Origin of the sequence: Acidiphilium sp. JA12-A1 (genome assembly GCF_000724705.2) — a bacterium.
Lineage (GTDB): Bacteria > Pseudomonadota > Alphaproteobacteria > Acetobacterales > Acetobacteraceae > Acidiphilium > Acidiphilium multivorum.
The window spans coordinates 49608-72534 of record NZ_JFHO01000063.1 but is presented as its reverse complement, the minus strand read 5'-3'; the positions used below and the strand labels follow the sequence as shown (position 1 = coordinate 72534).

Genomic DNA, 22927 nt, shown 5'->3' with positions numbered 1-22927 from the left:
TTATTTATGATGCCTGAAACGCAGGAGATGATGTTTCAGACATGATTTCTTCCGGCCAGTTGAAGGCGGCGCGCGCCCTGCTCGGCATCGACCAGCGGGATCTGGCGGAATTGTCCGGCCTGTCGCTGCCGACCATCCAGCGGATGGAGGCGAGCGAGGGGGTGATCCGCGGCAATGTCGATTCGCTGATGAAGCTGCTGGACGCGCTGGACCGGGCGGGGATCGTGGTGATCCGGCCGGGCGATGTTTCGGATGCCAGCGGCGGGCGCGGCGTGCGCCTCAAGAGCGGGACGTGACGGCGGCACTGCTGCTCTGCGCCCTGGCCTGGCTCGCGCTCGGCGCGGCCGGCGCAGCACTTTCCCGCCGCGATGCCGGGCGCATCGTGGTCTATGGCGGGTCGCTCGCCGTGTCCCTGATCGCGCTTGGCGTGGCCTTCGCATCGCTTGGCGGCGGAGCGCCAGGCATCACCCTGCCGCTCGGCCTGCCGGGAATCGGCATGCGGTTCGCCGTCGATCCGATGTCGGCCGCGTTCCTCGTGCTGGTCGATCTCGGCGGTGCGGCCGCCAGCCTGTATGCGCTCGGCTACGGGCGGCACGAGGCGGAGCCCTGGCGGGTGCTGCCCTTCTACCCGGTGTTCCTCGCGGCGATGAACCTGGTGGTGATCGCCGCGGACGCCTACGGGTTCCTGCTGTTCTGGGAGCTGATGTCGCTCGCCTCCTGGGCGCTGGTGATGGCGGACCATACGCGGGCGGAGACGAGGCTGGCGGGGTTCGTCTATCTGTTGATGGCGAGCGCGGGCACGCTGATGCTGCTGCTCGCCTTCGGCCTGCTCGCGGGACCGCACGGGACATACGGATTCGCCTCCATCGCGGCGGCGCACCGGGCGCAATGGACAGGGGCGGTCGCGATGCTGCTGGCGCTGCTCGGCGCCGGCTCCAAGGCGGGGCTGATGCCGCTGCATGTCTGGCTGCCGCGCGCGCATCCCGCCGCACCGAGCCATGTCTCGGCGCTGATGAGCGGGGTGATGACGAAGGTGGCGGTCTACGCCTTCATCCGCATCGCCTTCGATCTCGCCGGCCCGGCCGCCTGGTGGTGGGGGCTCGTGGTGCTGGCGGCAGGTGCCGTTTCCGCCGTGCTCGGCGTGCTGCAGGCGCTGCTGGAAGACGATGTGAAGACCGTGCTCGCCTACAGCACGATCGAGAATATCGGGCTGATCTTCGCCGGGCTCGGCCTCGCCCTCGCCTTCCGGGCCGACGGCCTGGCGCTGGCCGCGAGCCTCGCGCTCACCGCCGCCCTGTTCCACGCCTTCAACCACATGCTGTTCAAGAGCACGCTGTTCTTCGGCGCCGGCGCGATCCAGCACGGCGCCGGCACCCGGCGGCTTTCGGAACTTGGCGGGCTGATCCACCGGATGCAGATCAGCGCGGTGCCGATGCTGGTCGCGGCGATGGCGATCGCGGCGCTACCGCCGCTGAACGGGTTCGCCTCGGAATGGCTGCTGTTGCAGGCGGTGCTGCTCAGCCCGTCGCTGCCGCAATTCGGGCTCAAGCTCGCGGTGCCGGCGGCGGGCGCGCTGCTGGCGCTGGCCGCGGCCTTTGCCAGCGCCTGCCTCGTCCGGCTCTACGGCATGGCCTATCTTGGCCGGCCGCGCAGCGCGGCCGCTGCAAGCGCGCATGAGGCCGACGGGATCTCGCGCGCCGCGATGATCGGGCTCGCTTCACTCTGCCTCGTGTTCGGGCTGATGCCGGCGCTGGTGCTCGGCCATCTTGCGCCGGTGGCAAGGGAACTGGTCGGGATATCGCTGCCGGGGCGGCCGGGCTGGAGCGCGCTCACCCTGCTGCCGGTGCCGGCGCGGCAGAGTTCCTACGATCCGCTGCTGATCGCGCTGTTCATCGCGCTGACCGGCAGCCTCGCGGCGCTGGGGCTGCACCGCTTCGGCTCGCGCGCCCTGCGCCGGGCGGTGCCCTGGGGATGCGGCTTTCTCACCGAGGGCAGGGCGGCGCTGCCGGCGGGGACGCAATATTCGCCCGCGGGATTCAGCCAGCCGATCCGCCGCGTGTTCGCCACATCGCTGTTCCGCGCCCGCGACGAGGTGGCGATGCCACCGCCGGGGATGGCCGCGCCGGCGCGCTTCGCCAGCCGCATCACCGATCCGGCATGGGATGGCGGCGCGCTGGCGCTCGCCGCACTGGTCAACCGCGCCGCCGACCGCGCCAACCGGCTGCAGTTCCTGACCATACGGCGCTATCTCGCGATGGTGTTCGTGACGCTGCTGATCCTGCTCGCGACGGTGGCGTTATGGGCCTGATCGTGCATCTTGCCCTGCAGGCGCTGGAAATGGCGATCGCGCTGGCGGCGGCGCCACTGCTCACCGGCTTCGTGCGCAAGGTCAAGGCGCGGTTGCAGCGCCGCGCCGGGCCGCCGCTGCTGCAAGTTTATCGTGATCTCGCCCGGCTGGTGGCGAAGGAGGCGGTGGTGCCCGAGGCATCATCGTGGCTGTTCCGCGTCTCCCCTTACGTGATCTTCGCCGCCACCTGGGTCGCCGCGGCGCTGGTGCCGGAATTCGCGACCAATCTGCAATTCTCCTGGTCGGGCGACCTGATCGTGATCGCAGCCCTGCTCGGCAGCGCCCGCTTCTTCCAGATGCTGGCGGCGCTTGATTCCGGCACCGCCTTCGGCGGCATCGGCGCGAGCCGGGAGGCGATGCTCGCCTCGCTCGCCGAGCCGGCGATGCTGATGATCGTCTTCACCGTCGCGCTCGTCGCCGGCACCAGCCAGCTCTCGGCGATCGCCACCTTCATGCATTCCGGCGCCGAGGGGCTCAGGCTGTCGCTCGCGCTCGGCCTGGTCGCGCTGGTGATGGTGGGGCTGACCGAGACCGGGCGCTTCCCGGTCGACAATCCGGCGACGCATCTCGAACTGACCATGGTGCACGAGGCGATGGTGCTGGAATATTCCGGCCGGCACCTGGCACTGATCGAGCTGGCCGGGGCGATGCGGCTGCTGCTCTACATGTCGCTGATCGCCTGCATCTTCGCGCCGTTCGGCATCGCGCCGCCGGGGGCCGGGCCCGCTTCCCTCGCGCTCGGGCTTCTGAGCTATGCCGGCAAGCTCGGCGCCGGCGCGGTGGCGCTGGCAGGGTTCGAGACGACGATCGCCAAGATGCGGGTCTTCCGGATTCCGAATTTCGTCGGCGCAGCACTGATGCTCGGCCTGCTCGGCACGCTGCTGCTGTTCATGTCGGCCTCGCTATGACCCTGATGCTCGCCCCCTTTACGCCCGGCGCAACCGCCTTCGGCCTTGCCCATGTGCTCGCCGGCGCGCTGGTACTGGTCAGCCTGATGATGCTGTATCAGGACCGGCTGCCGGCGCTGGTCAATGTGCTGGCGCTGCACGCCGCCCTGCTCGGTGTGGCGGTCGGCTGGCAGGCCTGGCTGCAGCGGGCGCCGGAACTCTACATCACCGCGGCGATCGCGATCGGGTTCAAGGCGGTGGCGATCCCGCTCGCGCTGCACCGCATCATCGAGCGGCTCGACATCCATCGCGAGGTCGAGACGGTGGGCGGGATCAGCCTGACGATGCTGGCCGGGATCGGGCTCGTCGCGCTGTCGCTGCTGGTGATGCTGCGCACCGCCGCCCAGGCCAACGCGCTGGCGCGGGAGGATCTGGCTCTCGCGCTGTCGGTCATCCTGATCGGCATGCTGATGATGGTGACGCGGCGCAACGCGGTGAGCCAGATCGCGGGATTCATGATGCTGGAGAACGGGCTGATCCTCGCCGCCGCGGGGGCGCAGGGCATGCCGCTGGTGGTGGAGATCAGCGTCGCCTTCTCGATCCTGATCGCCTTCATCGTGATCGGCGTGTTTCTCTTCCGCATCCGCGAGCGGTTCGACACGGTGGACAGCGCCGCACTGGACGCGTTCCGCGGAGAGCTGCGATGACGGGCGCTGCCTTCGCCGCGGTGATCGCCACCCTCGCCATTCCGGCCGGTGCCATGCTGCTGCTCGCCTTCGTGCCGTCGTGGCGGCTGGCGGCGCGGCTGAACGCGCTGGCGAGTTGCGCGACGGTGGCCGCCGCCGCCGTGCTGCTGTTCCACCGGCCGGCGCCGGACGGGCTGTTTCTCGTGGATGGGCTGAACATCGCCTTCCTGCTGCTGAACGGGCTGGTCGGGTTCACCACCAGCCTGTTCAGCGCGAGCTATATCGGCCACGAGATCGGCACCGGCCGCCTCGCGCCGCATCACCTGCGGCTCTACCACGCGATGTACCAGGCGATGATGCTCGGCATGAATCTCGCGCTGGTCAGCAACAATCTCGGGCTGATGTGGTTCGGCGTCGAACTCGCCACGCTGTCGACGGTGATGATGGTGGGGATCTACCGCACCCCGGCGGCGATCGAGGCGTCGTGGAAATATCTCATCCTCGGCAGCGTCGGCATCGCGCTCGCGCTGTTCGGCACGATCCTGGTCTATCTCGCGGCCCAGCCGGCGCTCGGCGGCGGGATGAAGGCGATGCAATGGACCGGCCTGCTCCGCCATGCCGCCGCACTCGACCCGGCCCTGCTCGATGTCGGATTCGTGTTCCTGCTGATCGGCTATGGCACCAAGGCCGGGCTGGTGCCGATGCACGCCTGGCTGCCGGACGCCCATGCCGAGGGGCCGACGCCGATTTCGGCCGTGCTGTCCGGCCTGCTGCTGAATGTGGCGCTCTATGCGCTGCTGCGCTTCAAGATCCTGCTCGCGGCGAGCCATGCCAGCATCGCCGCCGGGACGCTGATGGAGGGTTTCGGCCTCGCCACGCTGTTCTTCGCCGCGATCATGCTCTACCGGCGGCGGGACATCAAACGCCTGTTCGCCTATTCCTCGATCGAGCACATGGGCATCATCACCTTCGCCTTCGGCATTGGCGGGCCGATCGGCAATCTCGCCGGGCTGTTGCAGATGGCGATGCACAGCCTGACCAAGTCGGCGATTTTTTTCGCGGTCGGGCATGTGGCGCAGGCCAAGGGGACGCAGAAGATCGCCGAGATCAGCGGGCTGACGGCGAGCCATCCCTTTCTCGGCTGGACGCTCGTGGCGGGCATCGCGGCGATCGCGGGCCTGCCGCCCTTCGGCATCTTCACCTCGGAATTCCTGCTGATCACCTCGACCTTCGCCCGCGCCCCGCTGCTCGCGGTGCTGCTCGGCCTCGGCATCCTGCTTGCCTTCGGCGCGCTGCTGCTGCGGATGACCGGGCTGTGTTTCGGCGCGCCGAGCCCGGGCAACGCGCCGAGTTCCGCCGCGGCGACCCCGCTGCTGCTGCATCTCGGCCTCGTGCTTGCCGTCGGCATCGCGCTGCCGGGATTTCTGTATGACTGGTTCGCCCATGCCGCCGCCCTGCTCGGCTGACGCGCCGCCGATGGTCGACGCCGCCGGATGGCGCGCGGCAGGTGCTGCACTCGCTTCGGGGGAGCGCGTGCTGGTCGCGCTCTGGGCGGCGCGGGATGATGCGGGGGCGCGCGTTCATCTGGCGACACGACGGCCCAACGGGAGCGATCTCGCGGTGATCGCCCTGCGCGCGGAGGACGGTTCCTATCCGTCGATCGGGCGGTATCATCCGGGGGCGATCCTGATGGAGCGGGCCTTGCAGGATGCGAGCGGGCTCCGCGCCGAGGGATTGCCCGATCCGCGCCCCTGGCTCGACCATGAGCGGGACTTCGCCTTCCTGCCCGCCGAGGGCGAGGGGCTGCACCGGATACCGGTGGGGCCGATCCATGCCGGGACGATCGAGCCGGGCCATTTCCGCTTCACGGTGAACGGCGAGACGATCGTGCGGCTGGAGGCGCGGCTCGGCTACACGCACAAGGGCACGCTCGGGCTGATGCGGGGAGCGACACCGGATGCGGCGTCGCGTCTCGCCGGGCGGGTTTCGGGCGATTCGACCGTGGCCTATGCGTGGGCCTTTGCCCGCGCGGTCGAGGCGGCACTCGGGGTTGTCGTGCCGAAGCGGGCGTCAGTGCTGCGCGGGGTGATGGCCGAGCTCGAACGCCTCGCCAATCATGCCGGCGATTTCGGCGCGATTTGCAACGATGCCGGGTTCCCGCTGATCAACGCCCATGCCGGCGCGCTGCGCGAGACGATCCTGCGCCAAGCCGAGGCCTGCTTCGGCCACCGGCTGATGATGGACCGGATCGTCCCCGGCGGGGTTGCCGCCGATATGGCGCCGGCTTCCGCCGCCTCCCTGCTTGCCGAATTGCCGTCCTGGCGCGGGCGGTTCGAGCGACTGGTCGAACTCTATGGCAAGACCGCCTCGTTGCAGGACCGGGTGGTCGGCGCCGGAAGACTCGCCCCCGACCTTGCCCGCCGCCTCGGCTGCGGCGGCTATGTCGGCCGCGCCGCGGGGCAGGATTTCGACGCCCGGCGCGATGCGCCCTACCCGCCCTATGACCGCCATGCGCCCGACGTGCCCGCGCTTGCGGCCGGCGATGTCGATGCGCGGGTGCGGATCCGGATCGCCGAGATCCGCGCCAGCGTCGCGCTGATCGGCGCGTTGCTCGGCGATCTGCCGGAGGGCGACATTCGCGCCTCACTGCCGGAGAACGGTGGCGAGGCGTTCGGCTGCGCGCTGGTGGAAGGGTTCAGGGGCGATGTCTTCGCCGCGGTGCGGCTGCGCGGCGCGGTGGTGGCGGATGCGTTCCTGCGCGATCCGTCGTGGTTTTTCTGGCCGGCGCTGGAAGCGGCGATCGAGGGCAACATCGTCGCCGACTTCCCGCTCTGCAACAAGAGCTTCAACGCCGCCTATTCGGGGTGCGACCTGTAATGCGCAGAACCCTCTTCGAAAGCCTCCATCGCGGCACGATGACCGAACCGGCCCCGCCGCGCGACGCCGAAACCGCCGCGCTGGTCGCGGAACTCGACCGGGCGGCGTTGCGGCGGCTCGGCCGGTCGCTGGCGATCCGCGCGGTGGATGCGGGATCGTGCAATGGCTGCGAGCTCGAAATCATCGCCCTCGGCAACGTGCTTTACGATCTCGAACGGTTCGGGCTGAAACTGGTCGCTTCGCCGCGCCATGCGGATGTGCTGCTGGTGACCGGCCCGATGACGCGGAACATGAGTGCCGCGACGCGGCTGGCCTACGAGGCGATGCCGGCGCCGAAATTCGTCGTTGCCGTGGGCGATTGCGGGCGCGATGGCGGGGTGTTCGCGGCGAGCCCGCATTGCCTCGGGGGCACGGCGTCGGTCCTGCCGGTCACGCTCACGATTCCGGGCTGCCCGCCGACGCCGGCCGCGCTGTTGCGCGGGCTGATCGGCCTGCTGGGGTAGCGGTTCGGCGACGGCGCGGCAGGCGTTTCAGCCGTGGCCGCCGGTCTCGATCGAAAGCAGGTCCTGCATGTCGGTCGCGTGCTCGCTTTCCTCTTCGAGGATGTTGGTGAGCATCAGCGCGGTGACCGGGTCGTGCGGCTCGAAATGGTCGATCATCCGGCGGTAGAGGCCGATCACCTCGCGCTCGGCGGCGAGGTTCTGTTCGACGAGGCCGGCGAGATCCGCCCTGGTGCCGAATTCGCCGAAGCGGGTTTCGAGCCCGTGCGGGGAGAAATCCGGCGTGCCGCCGAGTTCGCGGATGCGCTGCGCGATGGCGACCATGTGGCGGCGCTCGTCATTCGCCTGTTCCTGGAACTCGGCGCCGATGCGCGGCTGTTTCAGCCCGGCGAGCGAGACCGACATCATGGTGTAGCGCCAGACGCAGAGGATTTCGGCCGTGAGCGCGCTTTGCAGGAGAACGAGCGCGGGATCGGCGCCCTCCGACTCCTCATCGAGCAGCGCGCCGTGCATCCGCGCCGAGATGGCGCGCACATCCCTCAGGAACGCGTTCGGCGCTGCGCTTTCGACCTGGTCCATCACGCTGTCCACTCCGCTGATCGCCGCTTCGATATGGCGCCCTTATGATGACAGAATCGGGACGCCAACTCAACGCGCGCCACGGCGGCCGCGCGCAAGTTCGGTGACGATGCCATGCAGCGTGCGCAATTCCTGTTCCGTCACCTCGCCGCGCTGGAAGAAGTGGCGGATGTTGCGCACCATGCCGGGCCGTTTCTGCTCGTTGCGCAGGAACCCGGCCTCGTCGCATTCGGCGATCAGGTGGGTGAGGAAGTTTTCCAGCTCGCCCTTGGTCGCGACATGGGTCTTGTGGGTCTGCAGCGTGCGGACCGGCGCGGCCTCGCCGGCGATCCACCATTCATAGGCCATCACCATCACCGCCTGGGCGAGGTTGAGGGACATGAAGCGCGGGTTGAGCGGGTAGCGGATCAGGCTGTCGGCGCAGGCGATGTCGTCATTGTCGAGGCCGGCGCGCTCGGGGCCGAACAGGATGCCGCATTTCAGGCCGCGAGCGCCGATCTCGCGCAGTTCGGCGGCGGCACCGCGGGCGGTGAGCAGCGGCTTGACGATGTGGCGCGGGCGCGGACAGGTGGCGAAGACGCGGTGCAGGTCGGCCACCGCGTCGGCCACCGTGTCATGCACCGTCGCGGCTTCGAGGATGCGGTAGGCGCCGGAGGCGGTGCGCATCGCCCGGTCCTGCGGCCAGCCATCGCGCGGAGCGACGAGGCGGAGATGGAACAGCCCGCCATTGCCCATTGCCCGCGCGACCGAGCCGATATTCTCGGCAAGCTGCGGGCGGACCAGGATGATGACGGGGGACGGGTCGATCGGCGCGAGATCAGCGCCTTCATCGCGCCCGGTCATGCGCGCCGCCAGGTGGTGCCGCCGGGACCGTCCTCGAGCAGGATGCCGGCGGCGGCGAGTTCGGCGCGGATCGCGTCGGCGCGGGCGAAATCCTTGTTCCTCCGCGCGGCCAGACGCTCGGCGATCAGCGCGTCGATCCGCGCATCGTCGGTCGCCTCACCGCGGAACCACTGGTCGGCAGTGTGATTGAAGATGCCGATCAGCATGCCGGCGGCGCGCAGGCCGGCGGCGCTGGCGGCATCGCCCTGCATCGCCGCATCGGCCAGCGCGTGGAGTTCGGCAATCGCGCCGGGGGTGTTCAGGTCATCCGCCAGGGCCTCGATGAAGGCGGCGGGCGGTGTGGCGGCGGACGCGGGGTCGGCATGCTTTTCCAGTGCGCGGTAGAACCGGTCGAGCTCCCGCTTCGCTTCGGCCAGCGCGGCGGTGGAGAAGTCAAGCACGCCGCGATAATGCGTCTTGAGCAGCAGGAAGCGCACCGCCTCGCCCGGCGCCTCGCCCAGCACGTCCTGCACGGTGCGGAAATTGCCGAGGGATTTCGACATTTTCTGCCCGTTCACCTGCAACATGCCGGCATGCACCCAGACGCGGGCGAACTCCGAGCCGGGAAAGGCGCAGCAGGACTGGGCGATCTCGTTCTCATGATGCGGGAAGATCAGGTCGGCGCCGCCGCCATGGATGTCGATCGTCTCGCCGAGGGTGGCGTGGATCATCGCCGAGCATTCGATGTGCCAGCCCGGCCGGCCGCGGCCCCAGGGGCTGTCCCAGCCCGGCAGGTCGGGCGGCGAGGGTTTCCAGAGCACGAAATCGCCCGGATCGCGCTTGTAGGTGGCGACGTCCACCCGCGCGCCGGCCAGCAGTTCCTCGGGCGAGCGGCCGGAAAACTTGCCGTATTGCGCATCGGTCGCGACGGCGAACAGGACATGGCCCTCGGCGGCATAGGCGTGGCCGCGGGCGATCAGGCGCTCGATGAGGGCGATGATGTCGCCGATATGCCCGGTGGCGCGCGGCTCGATATCGGGCGGGGCGCAGTACAGGGCGGCCATGTCCTCGTGGAACCAGCTTGTCGTCCGCGCGGTGATCTCGCCGATCGTCTCGCCGGTTTCGGCGGCGCGGGCGTTGATCTTGTCATCGATGTCGGTGATGTTCCGCACATAGGTGACGCGCGGGAACAGGTGGCGCAGCAGGCGGACCAGCGTGTCGAACACCACCACCGTGCGCGCATTGCCGAGATGCGCGCGGTCATAGACCGTGGGACCGCAGACATAGAGCTTCACATGCGCGGGGTCGGCGGGGGCGAAGGGCTCGCGCCGGCGTGTTTTCGTGTTGTGCAGCTTGATCTGGATCATGGCCGCGGATTTCCTCTCCGGGCAAGCGGAAGTCAACCGGCGCGTTGACGCAGAGCCATGGAACGGTCGGCGCGTTGACAGGACCTGTGAGGTCCTGTATTCACCATGACCATCAGTTGAGAATAATTCTCATTCTCAATTAACCCGGAGACCGCTCTTGTCGCAAACCGCCGTGTCACCGCGTTCCCGTCGTTCGCGCCTGCCCTTCCTCGCCGTGCTCGGCCCTGGCATCGTCGTCATGCTCGCGGATACCGAGGTGGGCAGCATCATCACGGCGTCGCAATCCGGCGTGGCTTGGGGCTATCGGCTGCTGCTGCTGCAGTTCATCCTGATTCCCATTCTCTTTGTGGTTCAGGAACTCACCGTCCGGCTCGGCATCTTCACCGGCAAGGGCCATGGCGAACTGATCCGCGACACGTTCGGCAAGGGCTGGGCCTGGCTTTCGGCCGGGGGCCTCGCGGTTGCCACCGTCGGCGCGCTGCTCTCGGAATTCTCCGGTGTGGCCGGCGTGGGCGAGCTTTATGGCATCCCCCGCGCGGTGACGCTGACGCTCGCCGTCGTGTTCCTGCTCGTGGTCGCGTTCACCGGCTCCTATCGCCGGGTCGAGCGGGTGGCGATCGCCTTGGGCCTGTTCGAGCTGGTGTTCTTCGTCATCGCCTTCGTCTCGCGGCCGGATGTCGACCAGATCGCCGCGCAGACCTTCCAGCCGGCGCTGGGCAATCCAGGTTATCTCTACCTCGTCGCCGCCAATATCGGCGCCGTGATCATGCCGTGGATGATCTTCTACCAGCAATCGGCGGTGGCGGATAAGCGGCTGACGCCGGCGGATTTCAAGTATGCGCGCTGGGATACCGCGATCGGCGCGGTGGTCACCCAGCTCGTCATGGCGGCGGTGCTGATCTCGACCGCCGCGACGATCGGCCGGCACAACCCCAATGCCAGCCTCGACACGGTGGGCGACATCACCGCGGCCCTCACCCCCTATCTCGGCGTCGCGATGGGCAAGCTGGTGTTCGGCGCCGGCGTGCTCGGCGCCGGGCTGGTGGCGGCCATCGTCGCCTCGCTCGCGCTGGCCTGGGGACTTGGCGAGGTGGCGGGGTATCGCCGCTCGCTGGAGGATCACCCGCTGCGCGCAAGGTGGTTCTACGGCGTCTATGCCGCCTGCCTGATCCTCGGCGCAGTGCTGGTCGGCGTAGTGCCGAACCTCGTGATCCTGAACATCGCCGTCGAGGTGATGAACGCGCTGCTGCTGCCGCTGGTGCTCGGCTTCCTGGTGATGCTCGGCCTCAAGGCGCTGCCGCCGCAGGTGCGGCTGCGGGGCTGGTATGCCGGGCTTGCCATCGCGATGTCGGCGGTCACCGCGGGGCTTGGCGTCTATGGCGGGCTGTCCGGGGCCGGCCTGTTCTGATCCTGCCCGCCCTTTCTTGACAGCCGCCGCCCCGGCTTCTCAAATCGCCGCCAGAAAAACGGGGGCGGCGATGACACTGGATCCGGATCTGGCGGCAAGGCTGATGGACGCCGTGGATGCCGGGTTCGACGAGCAGGTCGCCTTCACCCAGGCGCTGGTGCGCTTTCCCTCCACCCGCGGCGCCGAGGCGCCGATCCAGGATTTCGTCCATCGCGCGCTGCGAGACCGCTTCTACGCGATGGACCGCTTCACCATGGACCGCGACGCGCTGGCGCGGCATGCGGGTGCGGGCCGGATTTCGGCCGAGCATTCCGACGCGCCGATCGTGATCGGCACCCATCGCCCGCGGCGCGACACCGGCCGCTCGCTGATCCTGCAGGCGCATGTCGACGTCGTGCCGACGGGCCCGGCGGAGATGTGGCGGCATCCGCCCTTCGAGCCGGTGATCGCGGAGGGGTGGATGCACGGGCGGGGCGCGGCCGACATGAAGGCCGGCCACGCCGCCAACATCTTCGCGCTCGACGCGCTGCGCCGCGCCGGGTTCCAGCCGGCCGGAACCGTGCATGTCGAATCGGTGGTGGAGGAGGAGTCGACCGGCAACGGCGCGCTGATGACGCATCTGCGCGGCTATCGGGCCGATGCCGCGCTGATTCCCGAACCGCAGGACGAACGCCTGGTGCGCGCCAATGTCGGCGTGCTCTGGTTCGAGATCGAGGTGCGCGGCGCGCCGGCGCATGTCCGCGCCATGGCGGAGGGCGCGAACGCGATCGATGCCGCGTATCGCATCATCGCCGATCTGCGCGGGCTGGAGGCGGAGTGGAACGCGCGCAAGGGCGGGCATCCGCATTTCGCCGCCGAGCCGCACCCGATCAATCTCAATCTCGGCCGGATCGAGGGTGGGGACTGGGCCTCCTCGGTGCCGAGCCGATGCCGGCTTTCCTGCCGGATCTCGCTCTATCCGGGCACGCGGGCGGGCGATGCCGCGCGCGAGATCGAGGCGCGGATCGCCGCCTTCGCCGCGACGGACCCGATGCTCGCAGCCAACCCGCCGCGCGTCAGCTTCAACGGCTTCTTCGCCGAGGGCTACGTGCTGGAGCCGGGATCGGCGGCGGAGGCGGCGCTGGCCGACGCCCATGCGGCGGCGACCGGCGCGCCGCTCGGCACGATGATGACCGGCGCCTATCTCGATGCGCGGGTGCATGCGCTTTACGACCGGATTCCGGCGCTGTGCTACGGCCCGGTCTCGCGTGGGATTCACGGGATCGACGAGGCGGTGGACCTCGCCTCGGTGCGGCGGGTGACGAAGGCGATCGCGCTGTTCGTCGCGCAATGGTGCGGATTGGAGCCGGGCTGAACCGGCGGAGACGACAGGAGCGATAATGACCGAACTCTGGCAACTCACCGCATCCGACCTCGCCGCGCGCATCCGCCGACGCGAGGTTTCGGCGCGCGAGGCGGCCGCCGCCGCGCTCGCCCGGCTGGACGAGGTGAACCCGGCGATCAACGCCGTGATCGACCATCGCCCGGAACGGGCGCTGGCCGCCGCCGGGCGGATCGACGCGGCACTCGCCCGCGGCGATGATCCGGGCCCGCTCGCCGGCGTTCCCGTCACGGTGAAGGTGAATATCGACCAGAAGGGATTCGCCACCACCAACGGAATCCGCCTGCAGATGGATCTCGTTGCCCAGAGCAACAGTCCGGTGGTCGACAACCTGGAACGCGCGGGGGCGGTCATCATCGGCCGCACCAATACCCCCGCCTTCTCGATGCGCTGGTTCACGACCAACCAGTTGCACGGTGACACACGAAATCCGCACGATCCGGCGCTGACGCCCGGCGGCTCGTCCGGCGGGGCGGCGGCGGCGGTTGCGAGCGGGATCGGCGCCTTCGCCCACGGCACCGACATTGCCGGCTCGATCCGCTACCCGGCCTATGCCTGTGGCCTGCACGGGTTGCGGCCGAGCATCGGCCGTGTCGCGGCGTTCAACGCCTCGGGGCCCGAGCGCGGCATCGGCGCGCAGATTACCGCCGTCTCCGGCCCGATCGGGCGCAGCATGGCGGATCTGCGCCTCGCCGTCGCGGCGATGGCCCAACCCGACCCGAGCCCGGAGGGCCCACGCGACCCGTGGTGGTGCCCGGCGCCGCTCGACGGGCCGGATTTGCCGCGGCGGGCGGCACTCTGCCTGCGCCCAGGCGGGATGAAGGTGGTCCCCGAAGTCGAGGCGGCGCTGATCGCGGCGGGCCGGGCGCTCGAGACGGCGGGCTGGGCGGTCGAGACGATCGACGACCTGCCGCACATGCGCGAGGCGGTCGAGGTGCAGATCCAGCTCTGGCTCGGCGATGGTTTCGACGCGCTGGCCTCGACCGTCGCGCAGGAGGGCGATCCCGGCGCGATGACGGTGATCGACTCCTTCCGCGAGCTGGCGAAATCCTGGCCGGGCGACGTGGTTGCGCAGGCGCTGAAGCGCCGCGCCACCATCGCCCGCGCCTGGCGCCAGCTGCTCGCCCGCTTCCCCGTGCTGATGATGCCGACCTCCGGCGAGCTGCCCTTCCGCGACGGGCTCGACCTCGCCGGGCCGGACTCCTTCCGCCGCGTGTGGGATGCGCAGGCGACGCAGATCGCGCTGCCGCTGGTCGGGCTGCCGGGCCTCAATGTCGCGACCGGGTTCGCCGGCCGTGCGCCGCTGGGCGTGCAACTCGTCGCCGCCCCCTTCCGCGAGGATGTGCTGCTCGCCGCCGGCGCCGCGATCGCGCGGGACGATGCGCCGATCATGCCGGTCGACCCGCGCGGCGCCGGCTGATCCTCCGCCCCGTTCCGGCTGGCGCAAACCAGCGCTACGCGGAACGCCGGGGCATATCCATATGGATCAATGCGGAGAACGGCAGACAGTCGCATTCTTCTCCCGTGACCTCGTGGATGAAGGAGGCTCGATCATGAACAGGCTGAAACGGATTGCTGCACCGGCCGCGCTCGCCGCCCTGCCGGGCCTCGCCTTCGCGCAGGGCGGGGCGGGACCTGGCGGGTTCGGCTACGGACCGGGCATGATGTGGTGGGATGATGGGTGGACGACGATGTTTCTCGGACCTTTCTTCATGATCCTCGTTCTCGCCGTGATCGTCATGGTGGCGGTGGCGCTGCTGCGCTCCGCCGGCACGTTCACCCACGGGCCGGCGCATCCGCCGCAGCGGACGGCGCTCGATATCCTGAAGGAGCGCTTCGCGCGCGGCGAGATCGACGCTGCCGAGTTCGAGTCCCGGCGGCGCACGCTGGGGGATTGATCCCCCTGGCGTCGCCGGAGGCCCGCGCCGTTACAGGATGAAGCGGCCGAGATCGCCGCGCGCGGCGAGCGGGGCGACCTTGTCGTTGACCAGGGCGGCGTCGACCGTCACGGTCTCGCCGGCGCGGTCGGTCGCGGCGAAGCTGATCTCCTCGAGCAGCCGCTCCAGCACCGTGGCCAACCGACGCGCGCCGATATTCTCGACCCGGTCGTTGATGTCGGCCGCCAGCGCCGCCACGGCATCGACCGCGTCGTCGGTGAAGTGCAGGTCGACATTCTCGGTCTTCATCAGCGCGACATACTGCTTGAGCAGGGAATGTTCCGGCTCGGTCAGGATGCGGCGGAAATCCTCGCGCGAGAGCGAGGCGAGCTCGACGCGGATCGGCAGCCGCCCCTGCAGTTCCGGCAGCAGGTCAGACGGCTTGGCGACGTGGAACGCGCCCGAGGCGATGAAGAGAATGTGATCGGTCTTCACCGGACCGTATTTGGTCGAGACCGTCGTGCCCTCGATCAGCGGCAGCAGGTCGCGCTGCACGCCCTCGCGCGAGACGTCGCCACCGCGGAAGCCGCTTTCGGTGCGCGCGCAGATCTTGTCGATCTCGTCGAGAAAGACGATGCCGTGCGTCTCGGCGTGCAGGCGGGCATCGGCGGTCAGCTGCTCGTTGTCGAGCAGGCGGTCGGCCTCCTCGCGCTCCAGCGCGGCGCGGGCGGCGGCGACGGTCATCCGCTTGCGGCCATGCTGGCGGCCGAACATCGACTTCATCATGTCGCCGAGATTGATCGCGCCGCCCGGCGGCATGCCCGGCATGTCCATCTGGCCGATCACGTTGGGCGGCGCCTCGCTCACGTCGACGTCGATTTCCTTTTCTTCCATCTCGCCGTCGCGCAGCATCCGGCGGAAGCGGTTGCGCGTCTCCGACGAGGCCCCCTCGCCCACCAGCGCGGTCAGCAGCCGATCCTCGGCGGCGAGTTCGGCGCGGGCCTGCACGCCCTTGCGGCTCATGTCGCGCAGCATCGTGATCGACACCTCGACGAGGTCGCGCACGATGCTTTCCACATCGCGGCCGACATAGCCCACCTCGGTGAATTTCGTCGCCTCGACCTTGATGAACGGCGCCTGGGCGAGCTTGGCGAGGCGGCGGGCGATCTCGGTCTTGCCGCAGCCGGTCGGCCCGATCATCAGGATGTTCTTCGGCACCACCTCCTCGCGCAGCCCCTCGGGGAGCTGCTGGCGGCGCCATCGGTTGCGCAGCGCGATGGCGACGGCGCGCTTCGCGTCCTGCTGGCCGACGATGAAGCGGTCGAGCTCGGAGACGATTTCGCGGGGCGTGTAGGTCGGGCTGTCGATCACAGGATTTCCACCGTCACGTGATGGTTGGTGTAGACGCAGATGTCGCCGGCGATCTTCATCGCCCGGCGGGCGATGTCCTCGGCGGTCATGCCGTCCACCGAGATCAGCGCGCGCGCCGCGGCAAGGGCGTAGTTGCCGCCGGAGCCGATGGCGATGATGCCGTCCTCGGGTTCCAGCACGTCGCCATTGCCGGTGAGGGTGTAGGCATGGGTGCGGTCGGCCACCGCCATCATCGCCTCGAGCCTGCGGAGATAGCGGTCGGTCCGCCAGTCCTTGGCGAGTTCGACGCAGGCGCGCTCGAGCTGGTTCGGGAAGCGCTCCAGCTTCGCCTCCAGCCGTTCGAGCAGGGTGAAGGCATCAGCGGTGGCGCCGGCGAACCCGGCCACGACATTGCCATTGCCGATTCGGCGCACCTTGCGCGCGTTGCCCTTCACCACGGTGTTGCCGAGGGAGACCTGGCCGTCGCCGGCCATGGCGACCTGCTCGTCGCGCCGCACACAGAGAATGGTCGTGCCATGCCAGCCGACCGGATCATTGGTATTCATCATGCACTCCAGATGGCACCGCGCGGATGGCCGGGCAAGGCGCCAAAGGTTGAAGGGGCGCGGGTCCGTGTCCCTTTCGTGCATGCAACGGACGGCGGAAGCCGCTATCATTGCCGCGGCAGACACGGGGAGACCAGGGGATGGACCGCCGGTTCGGCAGCAGGGCGTACCAATATTTCGAATTCGTCGTCGTCCAGGCCGTGACGCTGCTGATGGCGATCGTGGTGACGGCGGCACTCGCGCATCTCGTGGTGAACATCGCACACGACATCCTGGCCACAACCTTCGATCCGACCAACGCGGCGGTGTTCCAGTCGGTGTTCGGCGGGATCTTCACCGTCGTCATCGCGCTGGAATTCAAGCGATCGATCCTCGTGACGAGCGAGCGCGACGAGGGGCCGGTGCGCGTGCGGGTGGTCATCCTGATCGGGATGCTCGCGATCGTCCGCAAGCTGATCATCATGGATCTCGCGCATGAGAACGCGTTGCAACTCCTCGCACTTTCGGTCGCGTTCCTGTCGCTCGGAATCGTCTACTGGCTGGTCCGCGACCAGGATCGCCGGGAAATGAAGGATTAGACGGGCGAGGCCGGCCCCCGACTTGCCAAGGTCTCAGGAGACGGGCTTACTGATAAAAAACATGTCAGTGAGGATCGCATGCCGGACCAGACTGCGGCGACAATCGCCGCCCGCCTCGACCGTCTGCCGCCGTCGCGCACGGTCTGGACCATCATTGTCCTGATCTCGCTCGGCGGCATATTCGAATTCTATGATCTCTTTTTCACCGGCTATGTCGCTCCGGGAATGGTGGGCGACGGGCTGTTCAAGCCCGAATCGCTCGGCTTCCTCGCCGGGCTGAGCGTGCTGAAGGTCGCCGGCTTCGGCACCTTCGTCTTTGCCACCTTCGCCGGGCTCTGGGTCGGCGCGCTGATCTTCGGCCAGGTCGCCGACCGGTTCGGCCGCCGCGCCGTCTTCACCGGCTCGCTGCTGTGGTACATGGTCTGCACCGCGATCATGGCGTTCCAGACCAGCGGCCTCGCGCTCGATATCTGGCGCTTCATCGCCGGCATCGGCATCGGGGTCGAACTCGTCACCATCGATACGTTCATATCCGAGATCATCCCACGCGGCGAGCGCGGCAAGGCCTTCGCGGTGAACCAGTTCATCACCTTCCTCGTGGTGCCGCTGATCGCGTTCCTGGCCTATGCCATGAAGGGCAGCAAGCCGTTCGGGCTGGACTACTGGCGGGTGCTGATCCTGATCGGCTCGGTCGGCGCCGTCGTGGTGTTTGCCCTGCAGCGCGGCATTCCGGAAAGCCCGCGCTGGCTGGCCCGCCACGGCAGGATGGCGGAGGCGGAGGCGATCGTCGCCGACATCGAGCGGCGGGTGGCGGCGGAGACCGGCGCGGCCCTGCCGCCATTGCAGCCGGCGGCCCCGGAAGAGGAAGGCGCCGGATCGATCATGGAAATCTTCGGCGCCGAATACCTGCGGCGGACGATCATCCTGTCCATCTTCAACATGGCGCAGGTGATCGGCTTCTACGGCTTCGCCGCCTGGGTGCCGACGCTGCTGATCCATCGCGGCATCACCGTCACCCACAGTCTCGAATACGCCTTCATCATCGCCATCGCCAATCCGTTCGGCCCGCTGCTCGGCACGGTCTTCGCCGACCGGATCGAGCGCAAGACGCAGATCATCGGCGCGCTCGTCGTCATGACGGTCGTGATCGGCCTGTTCGCGCAGAGTTCGGCGCCGCCGGTGCTGATCGCCCTTGGCGTGCTGTTCACGCTGGCCTCGAACGTGATGTCCTTCGCCTATCACGGCTACCAGCCGGAGCTGTATCCGACCCGGATCCGCGCCCGCGCGGTCGGCTTCGTATATTCGTGGAGCCGGCTGGCGGCGGCCTTCGCCGGGCTCGCGATCGGCGTGCTGCTCGCCCGGTACGGCGTGCCGGGAGTGGCCGTGTTCATCGCCGTCGCCATGCTGGTGGGCATCGCGATGATCGCGCTCGGTCCCTCGACCAGGGGACTCGCGCTCGAGCAGATCAACCACTGAGCGAAGTTTCGCCGGCCGGCTGATTGGCGGGCCGGCGAAATTGGGCTAGGCCAGCGCGCATGAGCCGCACTGCAAGCATCACGCGCACTACATCCGAAACATCGATCGAACTGATGCTCGACCTCGATGGCACCGGCAACACCGACATCGCCACCGGAATCGGGTTCTTCGACCACATGCTGACCGCGCTCGGCCGGCACGCCATGCTCGACCTGATCGTCCGCGCCGAGGGCGACCTGCATATCGACGCCCACCACACGGTGGAGGATGTCGGCATCGTGCTTGGCCAGGCGATTCGCGAGGCGCTGGGCGACAAGCGCGGCATCACCCGCTTCGGCTTCGCCGCGACCCCGATGGACGAGGCGCTGTGCGAGGCCGCGATCGACCTTTCCGGGCGGGGGTTACTGGTGTTCGACGTGCCGTTCGAGCGACCGATGCTCGGCGACATGGACACCCAGCTGGTTCAGGAATTCTTCCAGGCGCTGACCGCCAATGGCGGCTTCGCCCTGCATCTGACCCGCCGCGCCGGCCACAACGCGCATCACGTGGCCGAGGCCGCGTTCAAGGCGGCGGCACGGGCGCTGCGCATGGCTGTCGAGCCCGATCCGCGGGCCGCGGGCGCGATCCCCTCGACCAAGGGGGTGCTGTGAGGATTGCGGTCATCGATTACGGCAGCGGCAATCTCGCCTCGGCGGCGCGCGGGCTTGAACTCGCCGCCTCCCGTCTCGGGCTCGATGCCACCGTCTCGATTACCGACGACCCGGATATCGTTGCCGGTGCCGACCGGATCGTGCTGCCCGGCCAGGGCGCATTCGCCGACTGCGCGCACGGGCTCGCCGCGCGCCCGGGCCTCGCCGCCGCGATGCATCGGCGGGTCGAGGCCGGGGCGCCGTTTCTTGGCATCTGCGTCGGCATGCAGCTGATGGCCGAACGCGGTCTCGAACACGAAATCACCCCCGGATTCGGGTGGATTCGCGGCGACATCGCGCCGATTCGCGCAGACGGCCTGCGCCTGCCGCACATGGGCTGGAACGAACTCGCCTTCACCCCCGGCGCGCACCCGCTGCTCGACGGGCTCACGCCGGGCGACCATGCGTATTTCGTGCATTCCTACGCCCTGCGCACGGATGATCGCGGACCGGTGATCGCGACCACATCATATGGTGAAGAGATCGTGGCAATGGTTGCAACCGGCAACCGGGCGGGTACACAATTCCACGTTGAGAAAAGCCAGGAGGTCGGCCTGACCATTCTGGCGAATTTCCTGCGCTGGATGCCATGATGACCCAACCGGACCTCTGCGACCTTCCTCCCCCGTCGAGCATGCAGGTCGATCGCCTGACCGCGATCGCCGATGACGACATGCAGACGCTGTGCGAGGCCGCCGATGCGGCGATCATCGATGGCGGCGGCTTCGGCTGGCTCCGCCCACCAGGACGCGCGGCGCTGGAGCAGTATTTCCGCGGCGTCGTGATGGTGCCGGAACGCGAACTGTTCGTCGGCCGGATGGACGGGGTGATCTACGGCGCCGCCCAGCTTGTCCGCCCGCCACGCAACAACGAGGCGCAGGCCTTCGGCGCGACGCTCGCGCATAATTTCGTCGCCCCTTACGCACGCGGCCACGGCCTGGCTCGCCTCATCGTCGAGCGGGTCGAAGACCGCGCCCGCGCCCTCGGCTATCAGGTGCTCAACCTTGATGTCCGCGCGACCCAGGACGCCGCGATCGCCCTCTACGAGCGTGCTGGCTTCGTCCGCTGGGGTACGCACCCGGCCTATGCCCGCACCGACGGGCAGACGATCGCAGGGCATTTCTACTACAAGTTGTTGCAGGCTTCCTGACATGGCGCTGACCCTCTACCCGGCGATCGACCTCAAGGATGGCGCCTGCGTGCGTCTGCGCCGCGGCGAGATGGACCAGGCGACGGTCTATGCCGAGGATCCGGCCGCCCAGGCCCGCGCCTTCGAGGCCGCCGGATTCACAGCACTGCACGTGGTTGACCTGAACGGCGCTTTTGCCGGGCGGCCGGTGAACGGCGAGGCGGTGCGCGCGATACTCGCCGCGGTGGCGATGCCGGTGCAGCTCGGCGGTGGCATCCGTGACATGGCGGGCATCGCCGCCTGGATCGAGCTTGGCATCTCACGCGTCATTCTCGGCAGCGCCGCGGTGAAGAACCCTGCCCTGGTACGCGAGGCGGCGGCCGCCTTTCCGGGGCGGATCATCGTCGGCATCGACGCGCGGGATGGCATGGTCGCCACCGAGGGATGGGCCGAAACATCGTCGCTGCCGGCGACCGAGATGGCGATGCGCCTGCAGGATGCCGGCATCGCCGCCATCATCCATACCGATATCGCGCGCGACGGCATGCTTCAGGGCCTCAATCTCGACGCCACCGAAGCCCTCGCCGCCGCCATCGCCATTCCGGTGATCGCCTCGGGCGGCGTGGCCGGCATCGAGGACATCCGCAACCTGCGCGCCGCCGCCGCCCGGACGCCCAATCTGGCCGGCACGATCATCGGCCGCGCCCTCTACGATGGCCGGATCGACCCGCAGGCCGCGCTGGCGGAGGCCGCCGGATGCTGAAGCTGCGCGTCATTCCCTGCCTCGACGTGAAGGACGGGCGGGTGGTCAAGGGGGTGAACTTCGTCTCGCTGCGCGATGCCGGCGACCCGGTGGAGCAGGCCGTGGTCTATGACCGCGCGGGCGCCGACGAACTCACCTTTCTCGACATCACCGCGAGCCATGAGAATCGCGACACGATCATCGACGTGGTCGGCCGCACCGCAGCCAGAGTGTTCCTGCCGCTGACCGTCGGCGGCGGCATCCGCAGCACGGATGACATGCGCCGCCTGCTGCTGGCCGGAGCCGACAAGTGCAGCATCAATTCGGCAGCCATTTCCCGCCCGGATTTCATCAACGAGGCGGCACGGAAATTCGGCAGCCAGTGCGTGGTCGTCGCGGTCGATGCGCGGCGCGGCGGCAGGGGTTGGGAAGTGTTCACCCATGGCGGACGGCGCGGCACCGGGATCGACGCGGTGGGCTGGTGCGCCGAGATGGCCGCGCGCGGCGCCGGCGAGATCCTGCTGACCTCGATGGACCGCGACGGCACCGGCCTCGGCTTCGACCTCGACCTGCTGCGCGCCGTGACCGCGCGGGTGAACATTCCCGTGATCGCCTCGGGCGGGGTCGGCACGCTCGCGCATTTCGTCGAAGGCGCCGAGGCGGGCGCGACGGGGCTGCTTGCCGCCAGCGTGTTCCATTTCGGCCAGTTCACCATCGCCGAGGTGAAGGCCGCCCTCGCCGCCGCCGGCCTGCCGGTTCGCCCGGTTGCCTCCCACTAGAGATCGCCATGCCCAAGAAACCCGTGAAATCCGCCGCTGCCGACGCCAAGCCGAAAAAGGTCGCTTCCGCCAAACCCAAGGTGAAGGCGAAGCCGAAGGGAGTGGGCGCCGCGAGCCATCCGCCCGTCCCGCTGCTGAACCCTGCGGCGCCGAACGCTCAGGTGCTCGACCGGCTATGGTCGACCATCCTCGCACGGAAAGCCGCCGATCCGCTGGTCAGTCACTCGGCCCGCCTGCTCTCGCGCGGGGTCAACAAGGTCGCCCAGAAATTCGGCGAGGAATCGGTCGAATGCCTGATCGAGGCAGTCGCTGGCAACCGGACGGCGCTGATCGCTGAAAGCGCCGACGTGCTTTACCACCTGCTGGTCATGTGGGTCGCGGCCGGGGTACGGCCGGAAGATGTGTGGCTGGAACTCCAGCGCCGGGAAGGCATTTCCGGGATCACCGAAAAGGCGTCCCGCCCGATGCTGCTGTCGATCGCGGAAACGAGGAAAATTCCATGAAACCAGGTGTGAGCGGCAAGCCGCCCTATGACGACCAGAACGTCTTCGCCAGGATCCTGCGCGGCGAAATCCCCTGCCGCAAGGTGTATGAGGACGAATTCGCCCTCGCCTTTCACGACATCAACCCGCAGGCGCCGCAGCATGTGCTGGTGATTCCGAAGGGGAAATACGTCTCCTTCGCCGATTTCTCTTCCACCGCCAGCGATGCCGAGATCACCGGCTTCGTGCGCGCGGTCGGCGAGGTGGCGCGGCAGATCGGCGCGGAGGAGACCGGCTACCGGCTGCTCGCCAATATGGGGCCGGACAGCCATCAGGAAGTGCCGCACCTGCACGTGCACGTGTTCGCCGGCCGTCCGCTGGGGCCGATGCTCGTCCGCTGAGCCG

The 22927-nt window shown here is 68.9% G+C and carries 25 protein-coding genes; 20 read left to right on the top strand and 5 right to left on the bottom strand.

Annotated elements, in window-relative coordinates; all coding sequences use genetic code 11:
* Positions 1-41: 41 nt before the first annotated feature.
* From RT91_RS12760 to RT91_RS12730, 7 genes are read left to right on the top strand one after another with little or no spacing between them, the layout of a single operon-like run.
* Positions 42-296 carry a helix-turn-helix domain-containing protein gene (locus tag RT91_RS12760; RefSeq protein WP_007421805.1) on the top strand — a complete coding sequence of 85 codons (255 nt, stop codon included), beginning with the start codon at positions 42-44 and terminating at the stop codon, positions 294-296.
* Positions 293-2308, top strand: a complete 2016-nt coding sequence (gene hyfB / locus RT91_RS12755; protein ID WP_035187578.1) for a hydrogenase 4 subunit B — start codon at positions 293-295, stop codon at positions 2306-2308. Before RT91_RS12760 ends, hyfB begins: the two co-directional genes overlap by 4 nt.
* Positions 2299-3255 (top strand): respiratory chain complex I subunit 1 family protein, encoded by a 957-nt coding sequence (locus tag RT91_RS12750; RefSeq protein WP_011942211.1) that lies wholly within the window; start codon positions 2299-2301, stop codon positions 3253-3255. The genes hyfB and RT91_RS12750 overlap by 10 nt, the downstream gene beginning before the upstream one ends.
* Positions 3252-3941: a hydrogenase-4 component E gene (locus RT91_RS12745; RefSeq protein ID WP_011942212.1), complete on the top strand. Its 690-nt coding sequence runs from the start codon at positions 3252-3254 to the stop codon at positions 3939-3941. The genes RT91_RS12750 and RT91_RS12745 overlap by 4 nt, the downstream gene beginning before the upstream one ends.
* Positions 3938-5386: a hydrogenase 4 subunit F gene (locus tag RT91_RS12740; protein WP_007421801.1), complete on the top strand. Its 1449-nt coding sequence runs from the start codon at positions 3938-3940 to the stop codon at positions 5384-5386. The genes RT91_RS12745 and RT91_RS12740 overlap by 4 nt, the downstream gene beginning before the upstream one ends.
* Positions 5349-6797 (top strand): NADH-quinone oxidoreductase subunit C, encoded by a 1449-nt coding sequence (locus RT91_RS12735; RefSeq protein WP_082468591.1) that lies wholly within the window; start codon positions 5349-5351, stop codon positions 6795-6797. The genes RT91_RS12740 and RT91_RS12735 overlap by 38 nt, the downstream gene beginning before the upstream one ends.
* Positions 6797-7300: an NADH-quinone oxidoreductase subunit B family protein gene (locus tag RT91_RS12730; protein ID WP_007421799.1), complete on the top strand. Its 504-nt coding sequence runs from the start codon at positions 6797-6799 to the stop codon at positions 7298-7300. Before RT91_RS12735 ends, RT91_RS12730 begins: the two co-directional genes overlap by 1 nt.
* Positions 7301-7327: 27 nt before the next feature.
* Here the strand turns inward: RT91_RS12730 and RT91_RS12725 are convergent, their stop codons facing one another.
* From RT91_RS12725 to cysS, 3 genes are all read right to left on the bottom strand, one after another.
* Positions 7328-7876 carry a bacterioferritin gene (locus RT91_RS12725; protein ID WP_011942215.1) on the bottom strand — a complete coding sequence of 183 codons (549 nt, stop codon included), beginning with the start codon at positions 7874-7876 and terminating at the stop codon, positions 7328-7330.
* A gap of 69 nt (positions 7877-7945) precedes the next feature.
* Positions 7946-8719: an RNA methyltransferase gene (locus RT91_RS12720; protein WP_007421797.1), complete on the bottom strand. Its 774-nt coding sequence runs from the start codon at positions 8717-8719 to the stop codon at positions 7946-7948.
* Entirely contained in the window at positions 8716-10065 is a 1350-nt protein-coding gene (cysS, locus tag RT91_RS12715; protein ID WP_035187574.1) for a cysteine--tRNA ligase, read from the bottom strand. Before cysS ends, RT91_RS12720 begins: the two co-directional genes overlap by 4 nt.
* Before the next feature lie 172 nt (positions 10066-10237).
* Here cysS and RT91_RS12710 point away from each other — a divergent pair, with 172 nt between their 5' ends.
* From RT91_RS12710 to RT91_RS12695, 4 genes are all read left to right on the top strand, one after another.
* On the top strand, positions 10238-11473 hold the full coding sequence (locus tag RT91_RS12710; RefSeq protein ID WP_231295395.1) for an NRAMP family divalent metal transporter: 1236 nt from the start codon (positions 10238-10240) through the stop codon (positions 11471-11473).
* Between the two features lie 70 nt (positions 11474-11543).
* Positions 11544-12827 (top strand): ArgE/DapE family deacylase, encoded by a 1284-nt coding sequence (locus tag RT91_RS12705; protein ID WP_035187572.1) that lies wholly within the window; start codon positions 11544-11546, stop codon positions 12825-12827.
* A 25-nt stretch (positions 12828-12852) separates the two neighbouring features.
* Entirely contained in the window at positions 12853-14274 is a 1422-nt protein-coding gene (locus tag RT91_RS12700) for an amidase family protein (protein ID WP_035187570.1), read from the top strand.
* Between the two features lie 133 nt (positions 14275-14407).
* Complete coding sequence (locus RT91_RS12695) at positions 14408-14752, top strand: SHOCT domain-containing protein (RefSeq protein WP_035187612.1); 345 nt, start codon at positions 14408-14410, stop codon at positions 14750-14752.
* A 30-nt stretch (positions 14753-14782) separates the two neighbouring features.
* Here RT91_RS12695 and hslU read toward each other — a convergent pair whose 3' ends face one another.
* Entirely contained in the window at positions 14783-16102 is a 1320-nt protein-coding gene (gene hslU / locus RT91_RS12690) for an ATP-dependent protease ATPase subunit HslU (protein WP_007421791.1), read from the bottom strand.
* Complete coding sequence (gene hslV / locus RT91_RS12685) at positions 16099-16650, bottom strand: ATP-dependent protease subunit HslV (protein ID WP_007421790.1); 552 nt, start codon at positions 16648-16650, stop codon at positions 16099-16101. Before hslV ends, hslU begins: the two co-directional genes overlap by 4 nt.
* Positions 16651-16787: 137 nt before the next feature.
* Here hslV and RT91_RS12680 point away from each other — a divergent pair, with 137 nt between their 5' ends.
* The 9 genes from RT91_RS12680 (at position 16788) to RT91_RS12640 (ending at position 22923) form a co-directional block, all read left to right on the top strand.
* A complete protein-coding gene (locus tag RT91_RS12680) occupies positions 16788-17225 on the top strand; it encodes a phosphate-starvation-inducible PsiE family protein (RefSeq protein WP_007421789.1) in 438 nt (145 codons plus the stop codon).
* Positions 17226-17303: 78 nt separating this feature from the next.
* Complete coding sequence (locus RT91_RS12675; RefSeq protein ID WP_035187569.1) at positions 17304-18701, top strand: MFS transporter; 1398 nt, start codon at positions 17304-17306, stop codon at positions 18699-18701.
* Between the two features lie 59 nt (positions 18702-18760).
* Positions 18761-19351, top strand: a complete 591-nt coding sequence (gene hisB, locus RT91_RS12670) for an imidazoleglycerol-phosphate dehydratase HisB (RefSeq protein WP_007423220.1) — start codon at positions 18761-18763, stop codon at positions 19349-19351.
* Entirely contained in the window at positions 19348-19983 is a 636-nt protein-coding gene (gene hisH, locus RT91_RS12665; protein WP_007423219.1) for an imidazole glycerol phosphate synthase subunit HisH, read from the top strand. The genes hisB and hisH overlap by 4 nt, the downstream gene beginning before the upstream one ends.
* Complete coding sequence (locus RT91_RS12660; RefSeq protein ID WP_011942224.1) at positions 19980-20540, top strand: GNAT family N-acetyltransferase; 561 nt, start codon at positions 19980-19982, stop codon at positions 20538-20540. The genes hisH and RT91_RS12660 overlap by 4 nt, the downstream gene beginning before the upstream one ends.
* Position 20541: 1 nt before the next feature.
* Positions 20542-21282, top strand: coding sequence for a 1-(5-phosphoribosyl)-5-[(5-phosphoribosylamino)methylideneamino]imidazole-4-carboxamide isomerase (gene hisA, locus RT91_RS12655; protein ID WP_035187567.1), 741 nt, complete (start codon positions 20542-20544; stop codon positions 21280-21282).
* Positions 21276-22040 (top strand): imidazole glycerol phosphate synthase subunit HisF, encoded by a 765-nt coding sequence (hisF, locus tag RT91_RS12650; protein ID WP_007423216.1) that lies wholly within the window; start codon positions 21276-21278, stop codon positions 22038-22040. Before hisA ends, hisF begins: the two co-directional genes overlap by 7 nt.
* A gap of 8 nt (positions 22041-22048) precedes the next feature.
* Positions 22049-22543 carry a phosphoribosyl-ATP diphosphatase gene (locus tag RT91_RS12645; RefSeq protein ID WP_013640002.1) on the top strand — a complete coding sequence of 165 codons (495 nt, stop codon included), beginning with the start codon at positions 22049-22051 and terminating at the stop codon, positions 22541-22543.
* Positions 22540-22923: a histidine triad nucleotide-binding protein gene (locus RT91_RS12640; RefSeq protein WP_007423214.1), complete on the top strand. Its 384-nt coding sequence runs from the start codon at positions 22540-22542 to the stop codon at positions 22921-22923. The genes RT91_RS12645 and RT91_RS12640 overlap by 4 nt, the downstream gene beginning before the upstream one ends.
* Positions 22924-22927 lie beyond the last annotated feature (4 nt).